The organism is Acinetobacter sp. BZX-2, from assembly GCF_055179795.1.
On the sequence record NZ_CM143686.1, the window covers coordinates 1,491,690 to 1,506,942 of the forward strand.

The 15,253-nt window shown below is 36.7% G+C and carries 15 protein-coding genes; 11 read left to right on the top strand and 4 right to left on the bottom strand.

The window, feature by feature from the left end; translation table 11 throughout:
* The first annotated feature begins 20 nt into the window (after positions 1-20).
* Entirely contained in the window at positions 21-1,136 is a 1,116-nt protein-coding gene (locus tag ACY45D_RS06985) for a beta-ketoacyl-ACP synthase III (RefSeq protein ID WP_463109033.1), read from the top strand.
* Positions 1,137-1,165: 29 nt separating this feature from the next.
* Entirely contained in the window at positions 1,166-1,954 is a 789-nt protein-coding gene (locus tag ACY45D_RS06990; protein WP_463109034.1) for a lysophospholipid acyltransferase family protein, read from the top strand.
* A gap of 34 nt (positions 1,955-1,988) precedes the next feature.
* On the opposite strand, the gene ACY45D_RS06995 is transcribed toward ACY45D_RS06990, so the two are convergent.
* Positions 1,989-2,621, bottom strand: coding sequence for a TetR/AcrR family transcriptional regulator (locus ACY45D_RS06995; RefSeq protein ID WP_463109035.1), 633 nt, complete (start codon positions 2,619-2,621; stop codon positions 1,989-1,991).
* A gap of 107 nt (positions 2,622-2,728) precedes the next feature.
* On the opposite strand from ACY45D_RS06995, the gene ACY45D_RS07000 reads away from it, so the two are divergent.
* Both ACY45D_RS07000 and ACY45D_RS07005 read left to right on the top strand, forming a co-directional pair.
* A complete protein-coding gene (locus ACY45D_RS07000; protein WP_463109036.1) occupies positions 2,729-4,237 on the top strand; it encodes a flavin-containing monooxygenase in 1,509 nt (502 codons plus the stop codon).
* Between the two features lie 81 nt (positions 4,238-4,318).
* Positions 4,319-5,155, top strand: a complete 837-nt coding sequence (locus tag ACY45D_RS07005; protein ID WP_463109037.1) for an SDR family oxidoreductase — start codon at positions 4,319-4,321, stop codon at positions 5,153-5,155.
* A gap of 231 nt (positions 5,156-5,386) precedes the next feature.
* Here ACY45D_RS07005 and ACY45D_RS07010 read toward each other — a convergent pair whose 3' ends face one another.
* Complete coding sequence (locus ACY45D_RS07010) at positions 5,387-6,010, bottom strand: LysE family translocator (RefSeq protein WP_463109038.1); 624 nt, start codon at positions 6,008-6,010, stop codon at positions 5,387-5,389.
* Positions 6,011-6,337: 327 nt separating this feature from the next.
* Here ACY45D_RS07010 and ACY45D_RS07015 point away from each other — a divergent pair, with 327 nt between their 5' ends.
* Positions 6,338-7,165 (top strand): SDR family oxidoreductase, encoded by an 828-nt coding sequence (locus ACY45D_RS07015; protein WP_463109039.1) that lies wholly within the window; start codon positions 6,338-6,340, stop codon positions 7,163-7,165.
* A gap of 175 nt (positions 7,166-7,340) precedes the next feature.
* Positions 7,341-8,279, top strand: a complete 939-nt coding sequence (locus ACY45D_RS07020) for a LysR family transcriptional regulator (RefSeq protein WP_463109040.1) — start codon at positions 7,341-7,343, stop codon at positions 8,277-8,279.
* Positions 8,280-8,678: 399 nt separating this feature from the next.
* Here the strand turns inward: ACY45D_RS07020 and ACY45D_RS07025 are convergent, their stop codons facing one another.
* Positions 8,679-9,296 carry a TetR/AcrR family transcriptional regulator gene (locus ACY45D_RS07025; RefSeq protein WP_463109041.1) on the bottom strand — a complete coding sequence of 206 codons (618 nt, stop codon included), beginning with the start codon at positions 9,294-9,296 and terminating at the stop codon, positions 8,679-8,681.
* Between the two features lie 395 nt (positions 9,297-9,691).
* Complete coding sequence (gene cysS / locus ACY45D_RS07030; protein WP_463109042.1) at positions 9,692-11,113, bottom strand: cysteine--tRNA ligase; 1,422 nt, start codon at positions 11,111-11,113, stop codon at positions 9,692-9,694.
* 211 nt (positions 11,114-11,324) lie between these two features.
* Here cysS and ACY45D_RS07035 point away from each other — a divergent pair, with 211 nt between their 5' ends.
* From ACY45D_RS07035 to lptB, 5 genes are read left to right on the top strand one after another with little or no spacing between them, the layout of a single operon-like run.
* A complete protein-coding gene (locus ACY45D_RS07035; RefSeq protein ID WP_463109043.1) occupies positions 11,325-12,302 on the top strand; it encodes a KpsF/GutQ family sugar-phosphate isomerase in 978 nt (325 codons plus the stop codon).
* Between the two features lie 3 nt (positions 12,303-12,305).
* The gene (locus ACY45D_RS07040) at positions 12,306-12,845 is read left to right on the top strand and encodes a KdsC family phosphatase (protein WP_010116418.1); all 540 of its coding nucleotides are present in this window, start codon (positions 12,306-12,308) and stop codon (positions 12,843-12,845) included.
* A 39-nt stretch (positions 12,846-12,884) separates the two neighbouring features.
* Positions 12,885-13,430, top strand: a complete 546-nt coding sequence (gene lptC / locus ACY45D_RS07045) for an LPS export ABC transporter periplasmic protein LptC (protein ID WP_463109044.1) — start codon at positions 12,885-12,887, stop codon at positions 13,428-13,430.
* Positions 13,417-13,986, top strand: coding sequence for a lipopolysaccharide transport periplasmic protein LptA (gene lptA, locus ACY45D_RS07050; protein ID WP_463109045.1), 570 nt, complete (start codon positions 13,417-13,419; stop codon positions 13,984-13,986). Before lptC ends, lptA begins: the two co-directional genes overlap by 14 nt.
* Entirely contained in the window at positions 13,986-14,729 is a 744-nt protein-coding gene (gene lptB / locus ACY45D_RS07055) for an LPS export ABC transporter ATP-binding protein (protein ID WP_120385019.1), read from the top strand. Before lptA ends, lptB begins: the two co-directional genes overlap by 1 nt.
* Positions 14,730-15,253: the final 524 nt, after the last annotated feature.

Here is a 15,253-nt window from a genome sequence, read left to right on the forward strand (position 1 = left end):
GATTAAAAAAGGAGTTTTGCATGGGCATCCGTATTACAGGTACAGGTCTATACCATCCTGAAGAAGTGATTACCAATGAAGAATTGGTAGAAAGTTTAAATGCTTATGCGGAACAGTTTAACAGCGAAAATGCTGAACAAATTGCAGCAGGTGAAGTTGTTGCACGTCGTGGCTCTAGTGCAGAATTTATTGAAAAAGCATCTGGTGTAAAGCGCCGTTATGTTGTTGAAAAATCAGGTGCATTAGACATCAATCGTTTACGTCCTCGTTTAGCTGAGCGTTCTGATGAAGAGCTTTCAATCCAAGCGGAGTGGGGTGTGATTGCCGCTAAGCAAGCGATGGAAAATGCTGGTGTGACTGCTGAAGATATCGATGTTGTTATTCTTGCATGTTCAAATTTACAGCGTGCTTATCCTGCAGTAGCCATTGAAATCCAAACGGCATTAGGCATTCAAGGTTATGCATATGATATGAATGTGGCATGCTCAGCAGCAACATTTGGTTTAAAGCAAGCTTATGATGCTGTGAAAACTGGCGCACGTCGTGTGTTGTTGGTCAATGTAGAAATTACATCGGGTCATACCGACTATCGTTCACGTGACTGTCACTTTATCTTTGGTGATGTTGCAACGGCTTCAATCATTGAAGAAACCGACGCTAAAACAGGTTTTGAAATTTTAGATACCAGCTTATTTACGCAATTCTCAAATAATATTCGTAATAATTTCGGTTTTTTAAATGGTTCTGAATTAACTTCACGTGATGACAAACAGTTCCGTCAAGATGGACGTAAAGTCTTTAAAGAAGTTTGTCCGTTGGTGGCTAAAATTATTTCAACTCAATTGGAAAAGAACAGCATTCAGCCTGAAAATGTAAAACGTTTTTGGTTACATCAAGCCAATGCCAATATGAACGAATTGATTTTAAGATTAATCGTCGGTAAAGAAGCTGCTGAAGCTGATCCCGATTTAGTTCCGATTATTTTAGATGAGTTTGCCAATACGTCTTCAGCAGGTGTAATCATCGCTTTACATCGTACAGCTGATCAAGTGAATGAGGGTGAATATGGCGTGCTTTGTTCTTTTGGAGCAGGTTATTCAGTTGGTTCAATCCTTGTTCAAAAACATGTTGCTTAAGTCTTAAATTGAGTTTGTAGAGATACAGCATGACTGAAAAAGCGTTGCAAATACGACACAATTCGAAATTGATTCGATTGATCAGTAGTTTGCAACGCTTTTATTTTCGCCCAACCTTTTTGGGAACTGAAAATATTATTACAAATAAACCTGCAATGTATGTAGGAAATCACACTATTTATGGTGTTTTAGATTCACCTATTTTGATTGATTACTTATTTACTCAGCATAAGATTGCCGTGGTCAGTTTGGCGGATCATATGCATTTTCACATCCCCGTTTGGAAAGAAGTGGTAAAACGCGTAGGCGGGGTCGATGGCGTTCAAGAGTATGCTAAAGAAGCCATGCGACAAGGCTACTCAATTCTAGTTTTCCCAGGTGGCGGTCGTGAAGTGATTAAACGCAAAGGTGAGGCGTACCAACTGATCTGGAAGCAACGTTTCGGTTTTTTGAAATTGGCGCAAGAATTTGGTTATGACATTGCACCTTTTGTGGCTTTAGGTGGGGATGAGGTTTTTGATTTAGGTTTTGATGCCAATGTTTTGTTGAGGCAGAAATGGTTTAATAAAATATTGTCTAATCCTAAAATAGGTTCTTTTTTAAGGCAGGGCGATGTTATTCCTTCCATTCCTAGCCATATTATCCCTAAACGAATTCCTTTCTATTTTAAATTTATGCCACGTTTATCCATTAATCAAATTAAAACAATGGAAGATATGGTTGCGTTTCGAGATGAATTACAACAACTGCTTTATAGTGAAATTGAGGCTTTGAAGTTGTATAGAGAACAGGATTTAAACAGCAAAAAGAATACTTAGCTTATTCAGGATTTAACCTGAGAGATAATAAAATTTAAGCTTTCCGCATCCCTGCAACAATCAAATCAATAATTGAATCACCATATTTTTCTAAACCTGTAAGATCACTCGGATTGGCTAAAAATCGTAAAGCGCCATTGATGATCATGCCAATAATATTGTGTCCTGTATTTTCACAATCTAAATCAGCTCTAAAAATCTTTAATTCGACACCGTGTTTTAAATAATTTGCAGTGATCACACCCGCCATTTGCATTAAATTTTGAACAAATTTAGTCATTTCCGTATCGATAGAGGTTGCTTCCAAGAGTAGTAGTTTTAAAGTGAGTGGGTTTTCTTGGGCAAAGTTTCTTAACCGTTCGGAAATACGCTGACATTGTTCACGGTATTCATCAATATTATTAAAGGCTTGTGGTGCATTTTCACCAGTCAATAACGCCATGATTTTTTGCAGTGTTTCAGAAATAACGTGCTGAAGAATATCGCGTTTATTTTCGAAATGACGATAAAAAGTACCATGCCCAATACCTAAGCGTTGAGCAATATCTGAAATCGCAGTTTGATGATAACCGCGATTTGAGAATTCTAAAAAAGCAGCTGCAACAATATCCGCTTGTAGCTGGAGGCGTTGTCGTTCTGCACGACTTAAATTTGTATTTTCACTCATAAGTAAAATAAACCAAAAATAATGAGAACTGTCAAACAATAGAAATTGACAAGTCATTCCGTTTTTGACATTGTATTCCTCTTGTTCACATTCTAAGCGATTTCAAAATGAAACAACACAAAAATAACAGTAAAGCTCAAGATTTTTATAAGGTCATCATCGTGGGTGGTGGGTTTGCAGGACTTGGTGCAGCCATCAAACTCAAAGAAGCGGGGATTGAAGATTTTATTCTTTTAGAAAAAGCTTCAGAAATGGGTGGGGTGTGGCGTGAAAATACTTACCCAGGATGTGCATGTGATGTTCCATCGGCTTTATATTCTTATTCATTTGAACAAAATTCTGCATGGTCACGTGTATTTGCACAACAAAAAGAAATTAAGCAATATTTATTTGATGTGGTGGATAAGTATCAAATCATGCCACATGTACGTTTAAACCATGAAGCTTTGGGTGCCAAGTGGTCAGATGTAGAGCAGTGTTGGATCATTCAAACAAAACAGGGTGAATTGAGATCACAATTTACCATTCTTGCATGTGGGCCAATGCATGAACCTGTATTGCCTAATGTAAAAGGCATTGAAAGTTTTAAAGGTGAAATTTTTCATTCTTCGCAGTGGCGGCATGATATTGATTTAACAGGAAAACGTGTCGCTGTGATTGGTACTGGTGCTTCGGCGATTCAGTTTGTTCCACAAATTCAACCACATGTTAAGCAACTCACCATTTTCCAACGTACTGCACAATGGATTTTGCCTAAGTCAGATATTCCTCTATTTGCACCTGTGCGTGCCATGTTTAAAGCATTACCCCTCACTCAGCAACTCATGCGTGGTTCAGTTTACGGCATTTTTGAGACCATTAATGGTGGAATTCAGAGTCCAGCAGCGATGAAACAATTCCAAAAAATAGCGCAATGGCATTTAAATACGCATATTAAAGATCCTATTTTACGCAGTAAATTAACCCCTGATTTTATTATTGGATGTAAGCGTATTCTTCAGTCTAATAATTGGTACCCAGCCTTAGCGCAAACAAATGTAGATGTGATTGCCAGTGGCTTAGTAGAAATTCAAGATCATACTTTAATTGCGAGCAATGGTGAGCGTTGTGAAGCCGATATTATTATCCTTGGGACAGGTTTTGAAATTGCTGAACCACCAATTGCTAATCGAGTCTATAACCGTTTTGGTCAAAAAATGTCAGACGTATGGCAAGGTAGTCCAGAGGGTTATATGGGAACGATGGTCGAGAATTGCCCGAATGGATTCTTGATGTTTGGCCCTAATGTCGCTGTAAGTTCTTCCGCTTTTATTATCATAGAAGCACAGCTTGAGTACATTATGGATGCACTAAAACAGGCTGAGCAGTTGGGGATTAAAACCATTGAGCCTAATCCTGAGATTACGCGAAAATTCAATCAGAAAGTTCAGGCTGCTTTGCAGTCAACTGTATGGAATAAAGGAGGATGTCAGAGTTACTTTATCGATCGTAATGGTCGTAACAGTACAGCATGGCCTTGGACGACATTTAAATTAAAAGAAAAAATGAAGAAATTTAATTTAGATGAGTATTTAGTGGACTATAACCCTCAAGTTGAAAAAGCTGAAACAGTCTGAAAATCAATATGTTGAATTGCTGTAAATCTGAGTGATTCGCAATGTTCTATTTGATAATGATATACAGAAGAAGGATAGAAAATGTTTAAAAAACAAAAATTAAAAGGCAAAGTCGTTGCAATTACAGGCGCTGCACGTGGGATAGGACTTGCCACGGCAGAAGCTTTAATTGCACAAGGTGCTAAAGTGAGTATAGGTGATATTGATCTCGCACTCGCTGAAAAAGAGGCTCAACGAATTGGCGCTAAAGCTTTTAAAGTCGATGTTCGTGATCGTGAGTCTTTTGCTACATTTATTCAAAATACAGTTCAGCACTATGGCAGTCTTTATGCTTTGGTAAATAATGCAGGTATTATGCCGATGGGGGCTTTTTTAGATGAAGATCCAGCATTGGCAGATGCACAAATTGATATTAATTTTCGTGGCGTGGTGATCGGGATGCAATTGGCTATACCTGAATTGTTAAAAAATAAAACAGGCCATATTGTGAATATTGCATCATTGGCAGGGCGATTTGCTTTACCAGGTTCAGCGATTTACTCAGGTACAAAATTTGCAGTGGTTGGATTAACTGAAGCTGTTGCAGGTGAGTTCAGAAAGAGTGGTATTGAATTTACAGCAATTATGCCAAGTAAGGTTTTGACTGAACTTACAGCAGGAACTGAGCATGCTGCCAAAGTGATTCCAAGTGTTACACCTCAACACGTGGCGAATGCAGTGGTTAGCACTTTAATTAAACCGAGATTATTTATCGCAGTGCCTGATTATTTGCAATCTGTGTATAGTGTTTATGGCATGATGCCACAATGGATGCGTAAAGGTGCGCGTCAAGTGTTGGGTGATGATGGTATATTAACCAAATTAGACCATTCGATGCATTCAGGTTATGCAAATCGAATTAATAAGTTGGCAAAGTAATTGCATATATAAATAGATATGAGGGAGATTTATCATATAAATCTTCTCCCTCTTGCGCGTAATAACGCTCATCCTTTTAAAAGGAGAGGGAACTTTCATTGTAAATTAAATATTCGTCATAACTCGACTTACACAAGAAGTTTAATGTATACCCAGTTTATGTGCCCCAAAGTAGATACTCCATTTTGGGGCATTTTTTATTTGCTATGGTTTATCGTCTATCGGAACAGCCTATTTACGAGCACTCAATAATATTTGGGTGGCGAGCCCAAAAAACACCGTACCCATGAACCATTTTTGTAGTTTTTGCCATAAAGCATGACGATTCAAGTGTTGTGTAAATGAGCTGGCAGTCATAATAAACAATGAATTCACCAGCAAACTAATGATGATTTGCACAATACCTAAAGTGAGGGTTTGTAATAAAACTGCATCTGAATCAGGTTTTATAAATTGTGGGAGCAATGCCAAATACATCATGGCAATTTTAGGATTGAGCAAATTGGTTAAGAACCCCATAAGAAATAATTTTGTATTTGAATACGTTTGGACATGGGCAAGTTCAAATGGCGAGTGCGAGGAACGAATGGCTTTCCATGCCAAGTAAATTAAATAGATTGCACCTGCGATTTTGAGTGCATCATAGGCCAAGGGAATGGTCATTAATAGTGCTGTAATCCCAAATGCAGCACACAACATATAAAACAAGAAACCCAACGCTGTACCACCTAAAGATACGAATCCTGCTTTTTTACCTTGGCAAAGTGATCTTGAAATAAGGTAAATCATATTTGGCCCGGGAGTGAGCGCCATTCCTAATGAAATTAAAGCAAAAGCCAATAAATTAGAGCTCATATCAGGCCATCTAAAGCAATGAATTGCTGTTTATATTAGACCTAAGATTGAGAATATTCTAGTTATCTGAAACTGTTAGGAATGAGAAAAATCTTTTGAATTTGCAAGAATGTAATAAGTCAAACATTCTCAGATGATGCAGTAACATAGATTGTTGGTATTGGATGGTATTTTAAATAGCCTTTAAAAAATGGTTGGTCAATCAGTGATTTAATTTTTGTACTTATGAGTATATAAATTAATGGCGCTTGCACTATCTTAAGTAATTTAACTTGCTGTAAATTAGTGCACTGTGAATAAACTCAATAAAAAACAATGAGGGAATATATGTCATTAGCAGGTAAAACACTGTTTATTACAGGTGCAAGTCGTGGGATCGGACGTGAGATTGCACTTAAAGCAGCACAAGATGGTGCAAACATTGTGATTGCAGCCAAATCTACAGAAGAACACCCAAAATTGGGCGGTTCGATTTTTACCGTTGCGAAAGAAGTTGTAGAGGCTGGTGGTAAAGCTTTGGCAATTCAACTGGATGTTCGAGACCAACATGCAGTTGCTCAAGCAATGCAACAAGCTGCGGAACATTTTGGTGGGATTGATATTCTCATCAACAATGCTGGTGCAATTAAGCTTTCAGGTGTTGAAATGCTTGATCCGAATCGTTTTGATTTGATGTATCAAATCAATACACGTGCAGTTATGGTATGTAGCCAAGCTGTATTGCCTTATTTGAAGAAAAGTGAAAACCCACATATTTTAAACTTATCTCCACCATTGAATTTGGATGAGAAGTGGTTTGCTAGTTATGCACCTTATACGATTACCAAGTATGGCATGAGTATGCTGACGATTGGTATGAGTCAAGAATTTGCGAATTATGGGATAAGTGTCAATTCTTTGTGGCCAAGAACGATTATTGCAACTGCTGCGATTGAGTTTTCACTGGGTGGAAAGCAATTATTTAGCCGAGCACGTAAACCAAATATCATGGCGGATGCGGCTTATCAGATTTTAATCAGTGAAAAACGTTCAATTACAGGGCGTTTGATGATTGATGAAGATATTCTCAAGGCATCGGGTGTAACAGATTTCTCGGAATATCGTTATGCAGATACAGATGATGAATTGATGGTCGATTTATTTGTTCAAGAATAGCACTTGTGAATACTTATAAATTCTAGTCAATTTATATTCAAAATATGTGCTTAATGTACCGATTTAAGAAAAGTCATTTTGATTGTTTAAAATCGGTACATTAAAACATTGGAAAAAATCATAAAAAAGGTGAATATATAGGGCTAAATTCAAAAAATCAGTGAGATGATATTTCGTGTATGAGTTAGATTGTAAGTTGCTCAGTATTTTTTACTATATCTATAAATTTAAAAGTGTTTCTGCTGCAGCGGATCACTTGGCTATGAGTCAACCTACAGTCAGTAATATTCTCACGAAAATACGCACACATTATAACGATCCATTATTTTTACGGATTGGTAATGAAATGGTGCCGACGGAATTGTCTAAACAACTCTATCCTTTGGTCAGTGAAGCGTTAAGTAAAGTAGAAATTATCAATAATTTTAGTGTGGATTTTGATGAATCTGCATCGCAGCAACAATTTACTGTAGCAATGACCGATGTCTCACATTTGGTGCTTTTACCTAAAATTTCTCAATATTTAAAACAACATGCACCGCATGTGAAATTGAATGTAAGAGCAATTACCTCTGAAACCAGTTATCAAATGGCGAATGGTGAAATTGATTTAGCAATTGGTTTTTTACCGCATTTGGAAAATGGTTTTTATCAACAAAAATTGTTTGAGCAGTTTTATGTGGTGATTGCATCCAAAGATCATCCAAGACTGAGTAATGACAGTATGACGGTTGAGCAGTATTTGAGTGAATCACATATCGATATTGATGCAGGTATTGGGCATTACCATATTGCCAATGAATTATTAAATTTGGATTTAAAACGTAATATTCTGATGCGTATTCCAAGTTATTTGGGTGTGGGTTTGGTGGTGCAAGACACTGACTCTATTGCCACTGTGCCTTATTATTTGAGTGAAGTTTTATTATCGAGAGGTAATTTGAAAATTTTACCTGCACCAATTTCATTCTCAACTTATTCAATTAAGCAGTATTGGCACATGTCTTGTCATCATAAAACCAGCCATCAATGGTTAAGACATATGTGTTATGAGATTTTTAGTCAGGTCAATTCAATGCCGTTGCCGAGCCAGTTATTACAACCGAATCAATAAAAATCTATGCTTAGGATCTTTATATAAAGATGTATTTATAACGTCTGTTCGGGATAAACTCTGATGTAAGTTATTGAAAAGATAGATCACGCACAACGGAGTCTTATCGTTTAAAGTCAGATGAAAGGATTAACCTTCGGTTCGACCTACTTTTCTTTCGGGAAAAGTAGGCAAAACCATTTGTCAGTTGCCAACTCGACAGATATTTTCAAGTACCAAATATATTGCAAAAACAGTACATTGCAAATGTAGCTCGGCCTCGAACAATGCGACTGACGTTTCCGAGTATCATATAGTTGGGAATAATCTTATCCCGAACTCAGGTTATTTACCGCAATAATTAGCAAAACAAAAATGGATTCGGTGGGTATTGTTTTCACAATATTTCGCCTAATTTATTTAATCCAATTGTTCGTTATCGGTGAGTTTGTCAGGGGTCATTAAGGCTTGATTGACGTATAACTTAATGAGACGCTCACGAGAACCAATTGATTTTTGGTAATAGGTTGAATTGAGCAATAAAGATGCGCCGTAAGTCACTGTCCAAATATAAGATAAATAATCACGAATCGACATGATGCTATTCAGCGATTTTAAATGCGCGCCAAATAAATCTTTCAGTTCTAAAATGCGTTCTTCACGAATGCGATAAAGTTCTTCAAATAAATCATTGAGTTTTCTTTCGTTATTGGTCAGACGTTCTTCAATTACATGCAATAAGATAGTTCTATTTGAATTCAGCATGTTGTAAAGCATGTATTGAGATACATAAGTTTGAATGTCTTTTTGATAAGATTTTGAAATATCAAGTAATCTTTTCTCATTTTGAATAATGAGTTCTAAGTAAAGTTGATTTTTACTTTTAAAATGTTTGTAAATCGTGCCTTTGGCAATATCCAGTTCTTCAGCAAGTTCGCTGAGGGTAATATCTTGAGTATTATCGAGTAGAAGTGTTTCAGCCATGGCTAAAATTTTCTCTTTCCGTAGTAGAAAATTTTGTTGGCGTACTGAGCTCATGTAATTTGTTCCCAAAACATCTAAAAAGAACCAGCGTTGATTATATCAGTTATTCAAGCATTCAAAAATAGCTTGGTAAAATAAGATGATATTAAGTCACTCACGGCCAATGTTATGCTTATTTTTTACTAAATTCTGAGCTAAGTATGATCTTTTTGATCATTCAAAAGTTAAAAAGGAAGGTTTGAATAGCAATATTGGTGATTTAAATATGATTTATTTTTGATCTTCCTCATTAAACAAATGAGCTCTAAATGAGCTAAAAGGTGAGTCAAAAGTTGGCTCATACTCATTTAAAAAGAGCGTATTCAAACTCGAATACGCTCTTTTTGTTTTAATGGTATTGCCATGTCGTTGAAACAATTACACTATTAGAATTGAATTAGGTTAAAAGCTTAGTCCGCACGACGCCAAACAGTACCTTGACGAGTATCTTCCAATACGACACCTTGATCGAGTAAAGACTGGCGAATAGCATCTGCATTGGCAAAATCTTTATTTTTCTTGGCATCTACACGTTGCTGAATCAAATCCTCAATTTCGGCTTCAGATAAACCAAGTTGTTCTTGGCCGATATCAGACTTTAGGAATTCATCTACATCATACTGAACCAATGCTAAAATATCAGTTAGATGACGTAATGTAGAATAGAAAAGCGTCGCTTGCGCTTCATTTTCTTCTTTAACTGCACGATTCAACTCTTTGATGATTTCAAACAAGATCGCAATTGCTTCTGCTGTATTAAAATCATCACACATTGCCGCATTGAAACGCTCAACAAAGCTTGTATCTAACGTTGCGACAGTTTTATTGCCATACACTTGTTGATAAGCTTTAAAGGCATGATAAAAGCGTGAAAGTGTGGTTTTTGCTTCTTTGAGGGCAAAATCTGAAAAGTTCACAGGACTACGATAGTGTGAAGACACAATAAAGTAGCGAATCACTTCAGGGTGGAATTTTTCCATCACATCACGAATAGTGAAGAAGTTGCCTAATGATTTAGACATTTTTTCACCATCAACATTGATGAAACCAACATGCATCCAATAATTTACATATTGCTCGCCTGTAGACGCTTCTGACTGTGCGATTTCATTTTCATGGTGTGGGAACATTAAATCTGAGCCACCGCCATGAATATCGAAATGATTGCCTAGGCTGCAAGTTGACATAGCAGAACATTCAATGTGCCAGCCTGGACGACCATTGCCCCAAGGCGAAGCCCATGACGGTTCATTTTCTTTGGCATGTTTCCAAAGTACGAAGTCAAATGGGTGCTTTTTCTCAACTTCAACATCAACACGTTCAGATGCACCTGCTTGCATGTCCTCCAGTTTACGACCTGAAAGACGACCGTATTTTGTAAATTTTTCAACTTCAAAATACACATCACCATTTTCAGATGGATAAGCTGTGCCTTTATTGACCAGATTACCAATCATGTTTTGCATTTGATCAATATAATCTGTGGCACGTGGTGCTTCATTCGGTTCTAAACAACCCAAACGAGTAGCATCATCATTCATGGCAATAATAAAACGTTCTGTTAATGCAGAGATGCTTTCGCCGTTTTCATTGGCACGTGCAATAATTTTATCGTCAATATCTGTGATATTTCGAACGTATTTAACATTCCAACCTTGGCTACGTAGAAAACGAGTAATGTAGTCAAATGCAACCATAACCCGAGCATGCCCGATGTGACAGTAGTCATACACTGTCATACCGCACACATACATGTCGATATGTCCTTCTTTACGGGGAACAAATTCAACTTTTTTACGTTGCTCAGAGTTGTAAAGAACAAATGGTTGCATAGGTCGTCTAAATGCTTAAATAAAAAGATAGTTAATCTTAACCTAAGCTCCATATTTCATAAAGATTTATGCATTATTTTTCTAAGAAAGTGAAAATTATATATTTAGGAAAGCAGCCTATTGTATTGCTATGCTAAAATATGAAAAATATTCCAGTCGATATTCAAACTCTTTATAGAGTTAAGGTCAGTTCATTTTGAATCTTGAAAATATGCAGAAACAAGTTGATTTTCAAAAGGTAGCACTTGAAACCTTACGCATTGAAGAACAAGCCTTAGAGATTTTGGCGACACAAATTGATGATCGCTTTTCACGTGCTTGCGAAATTATTTTGCAATGTAAAGGTCGCTTAGTGATCACTGGTATGGGGAAGTCAGGGCATATCGGTCGTAAAATGGCTGCCACATTTGCCTCTACTGGAACACCTTCATTCTTTATGCATCCCGGCGAAGCAGGACATGGAGATTTGGGCATGCTGGTCGAAGGCGATGTACTCATCGCAATTTCAAACTCTGGTAAGAGTGATGAAATTATGATGCTCATGCCTTTAATCAAACATTTGGCTGTGCCGCTGATTACGATTAGTGGTGATGATACAGGGCCAATGCCGCAAAATGCTGATGTTGCATTAACCTTAGGAAATATTAAAGAGGCATGTCCATTGGGTTTAGCACCGACTTCAAGTACAACTGCAACTTTGGTTTTGGGTGATGCACTTGCTGTTGCATTATTGGATGCGCGTGGTTTTACTGCTGATGATTTTGCGATGTCGCATCCTGCTGGTGCTTTAGGTAAACGACTGTTATTACATGTAAAACATTTGATGCATACAGGTAGTGATTTGCCGAAAGTTTTGCCTAATACGCCAATGAATAAGGTGTTGTATGAAATTTCCAATAAACGTTTAGGTTTGACGACAGTTGTTGATGAAAATGACACCTTATTGGGTATTTTTACGGATGGTGATTTACGTCGTTTAATTGATAAGCAACAAGGTTTTGATGTCAATTTACCTGTTTCAGAGGTGATGATTCAAAATCCATCGACAGTTTCTAAAGAAATTCGCGCTGTAGAAGCTTTAGAAAAAATGAATGAAAAGAAAATTACTCAATTTATTGTCGTCGATGAGCGCAATAAAGTGATAGGTGTAATTAGTATGCATGACCTGATTCAAGCTGGAGTAAATTAATAGATGGCTTCTTATGTTTTGTTAGAACAAGCGCGTCATATTGAAGCATTGGTTTTAGATGTAGATGGTATTCTCAGCGATGGTTTTGTCACACTTACGAATTCAGGTGATGAAATTAAATCTTTTGATATTCGTGATGGGCTCGGTATGAAACTGGTTCAACAAGCGGGGATCAAGGTGATTATTATCACGGGTCGAAAAAGTAATATTGTTGAAAAACGCATGTCTGATTTAGGTGTGGATCTGGTTTTCCAAGGGCGTGAAGATAAAGGTGTTGCGTTGAAAGAGGCGTGTGCGCAATTCAATTTACAGCCTGAAGATTGTTTATATATGGGCGATGATTGGCCTGATCTTTCTGCATTTGCAATTGCAGGTATGAAAGTGACTGTGCCGAATGGTCATGTCGAGGTTCGTCGCCGTGCTGATTTAGTCACACAAGCGATGGGTGGTCGTGGTGCAGTACGTGAAGTTTGCGATATGTTACTGATGTCCAAAGGCGTTTACCAAGAACTACTTGAAAAATATACAGCTATACCGCATTAATAGCATAAATTCAGATTAATCGAATGTTGAATATCATTTATGGATACTAAGGTTTTATATGTTACTGCAGTTGTCATCGCGGCAATCAGTGGTGGCTATTATTATTACAGCGGAAAAGGTAAGAAGCTGGATGCAAATTCTGCACAAAGCATGACTTATTCTGCTGAGGGTATCCAATTGGTTCAAACCGATGAAAAGGGCAATTTGTATGTACGTGCTCAAATTGATCATTTGGAGCAAGATTTACAAAAGAAAACGTCAAAACTCAGTCATCTAAATGCGTCTATGTTTCATCAAAATCAAGTTGATTCAACTTTTTTTGCTAAACAAGCACAAGGGTTTAATGACAATGAAAAAGTTATTTTAACTGGACAAGTTGAGGCAACAAAAATTGGTGAACAAGGGAAAATGGTTTTTTTGACTGATGAATTAACAGGTTATCCTAAAGTACGCAAGTTTGAAACGACTCACCAAGTGACTGTTAATGCACCTAATGCTGAATTTATAAGCCAAGGTTTAAAAGCTGATTTAAATGAAGGTCAATATGAATTCGCTCATATTCGAGGAAAGTATGCACCAAATTAAGCCATTTTCACTAACTCAATCTTTCCTAAAAAAAGCAATCGGTACAGTGAGCTTGATGTGTTTATCTGCGTCTGTTTTTGCGTTGCCAAGCGATCGTAGTCAATCTATTTCACTGGTGGCGGATAAAGCGACATATAGTGAGCGTACTGGTGTGACAACATACACGGGAAATGTAATTATTGAGCAAGGTACAATGAAGCTTCAAGCAGCTTCATTGGTGGCGCAACTCAATAAAAATAAACAAATTAGTACCATCACTGCGAATGGTTCACCTGCAAAATTTCAGCAACAATTGGAAAGTAACCGTGGTATTGCACGTGGCGAAGCCCAGAAAATCGTGTATAACGCTGAAACAGGTATTATTAATTTGATTGGAAATGCTTATCTTTACCAAGATGGTGCAAGTATTCGTAGTAGTACGCTTAAATACAGTATGAATAAAGGTGATATCGAAGCTTCTGGTACATCATCTGACTCAATAGGTAGTTCAAAAGGGCGCGTGCAAATTATTATTCCACCTAGTGCAACAAAAACATTCCCTGGAGCGCGTGATTAATGCAAGTGCAGGATCAGACTCAAACATTAACCATTAAGCACTTAGCGAAGGTTTATAACAAACGTTGGGTAGTGAAAGATGTTTCTTTCAAAATGCAAAGTGGTCAGATTGTAGGTTTACTTGGACCCAATGGTGCGGGTAAAACGACCAGTTTCTACATGGTTGTTGGTTTGGTTCGGATGGATAAAGGTGTTATCCATTTAGACAATGAAGATATTTCTGATCTAGCAATGCACCAACGGGCAAGAAAAGGAATTGGTTATTTACCACAAGAAGCTTCTATTTTTAGAAAGTTGAGCATTGCCGATAATATTATGGCGATTCTTGAAACTCGTAAAGATTTGAATAAGCAGCAACGTCAACAACGCCTTAAAGAATTATTGGAAGATTTCAAAATCACACATATCAAAGATTCTTTAGGAATGAGTGTTTCAGGAGGCGAACGCCGCCGTGCTGAAATTGCACGTGCTTTGGCTGCTGACCCTAAATTTATGTTATTGGATGAGCCATTTGCAGGTGTAGATCCAATCTCGGTCGGTGATATTAAAGACATTATTCGTCAATTAAAAGATCGTGGTATTGGTGTTTTAATTACAGATCATAATGTAAGAGAGACGCTGGCAATTTGTGAGCATGCCTATATCGTCAGTGAAGGTGCTGTGATTGCTGAAGGAACTCCCGAAGAAGTTCTTGCGAATGAAACTGTTCGTGAAGTGTATTTAGGTGATGATTTTACAGTTTAATTAAGAAAACTTTTTATTATGTATTATTAAAGGTGAAGTAAATAGCTTCACCTTTTTTATTATTCTAAATTTCTATTTAGGCAAAGTTTAAATATCTATAAGCTATTTTTAAGCAGTGGTAATTTTTTATTACTAAAATACATTTACGATTAGAATAATTAAATTATTTACAATTAGTTACAAATATAATTAAGGCTTGAGTGTTTTTTAATCATTAAGCTTTAATTATACCCATAATAAAACCATGGGAATAAAAATACACTTGTATATAATATGTTTCAAACAAAAATCAAAAAAATACAAAATATCGTTAAGTTAGCATTCAAAAATAAAAATAAAAAATATATTACTTGGTTTGATAGATGAAAAATAGATTTAGTAAATCAAGCTAAATAAATGTGATTAAAATAATAAATTAAAATGGATTTTGATTAAAATAAAAAACAGGATTGGATAACTGCATCACTTAAAAGCATAAGCGCAATATTATTTTAATTTAAATATTCATCTGTAGTTAGTTTTGT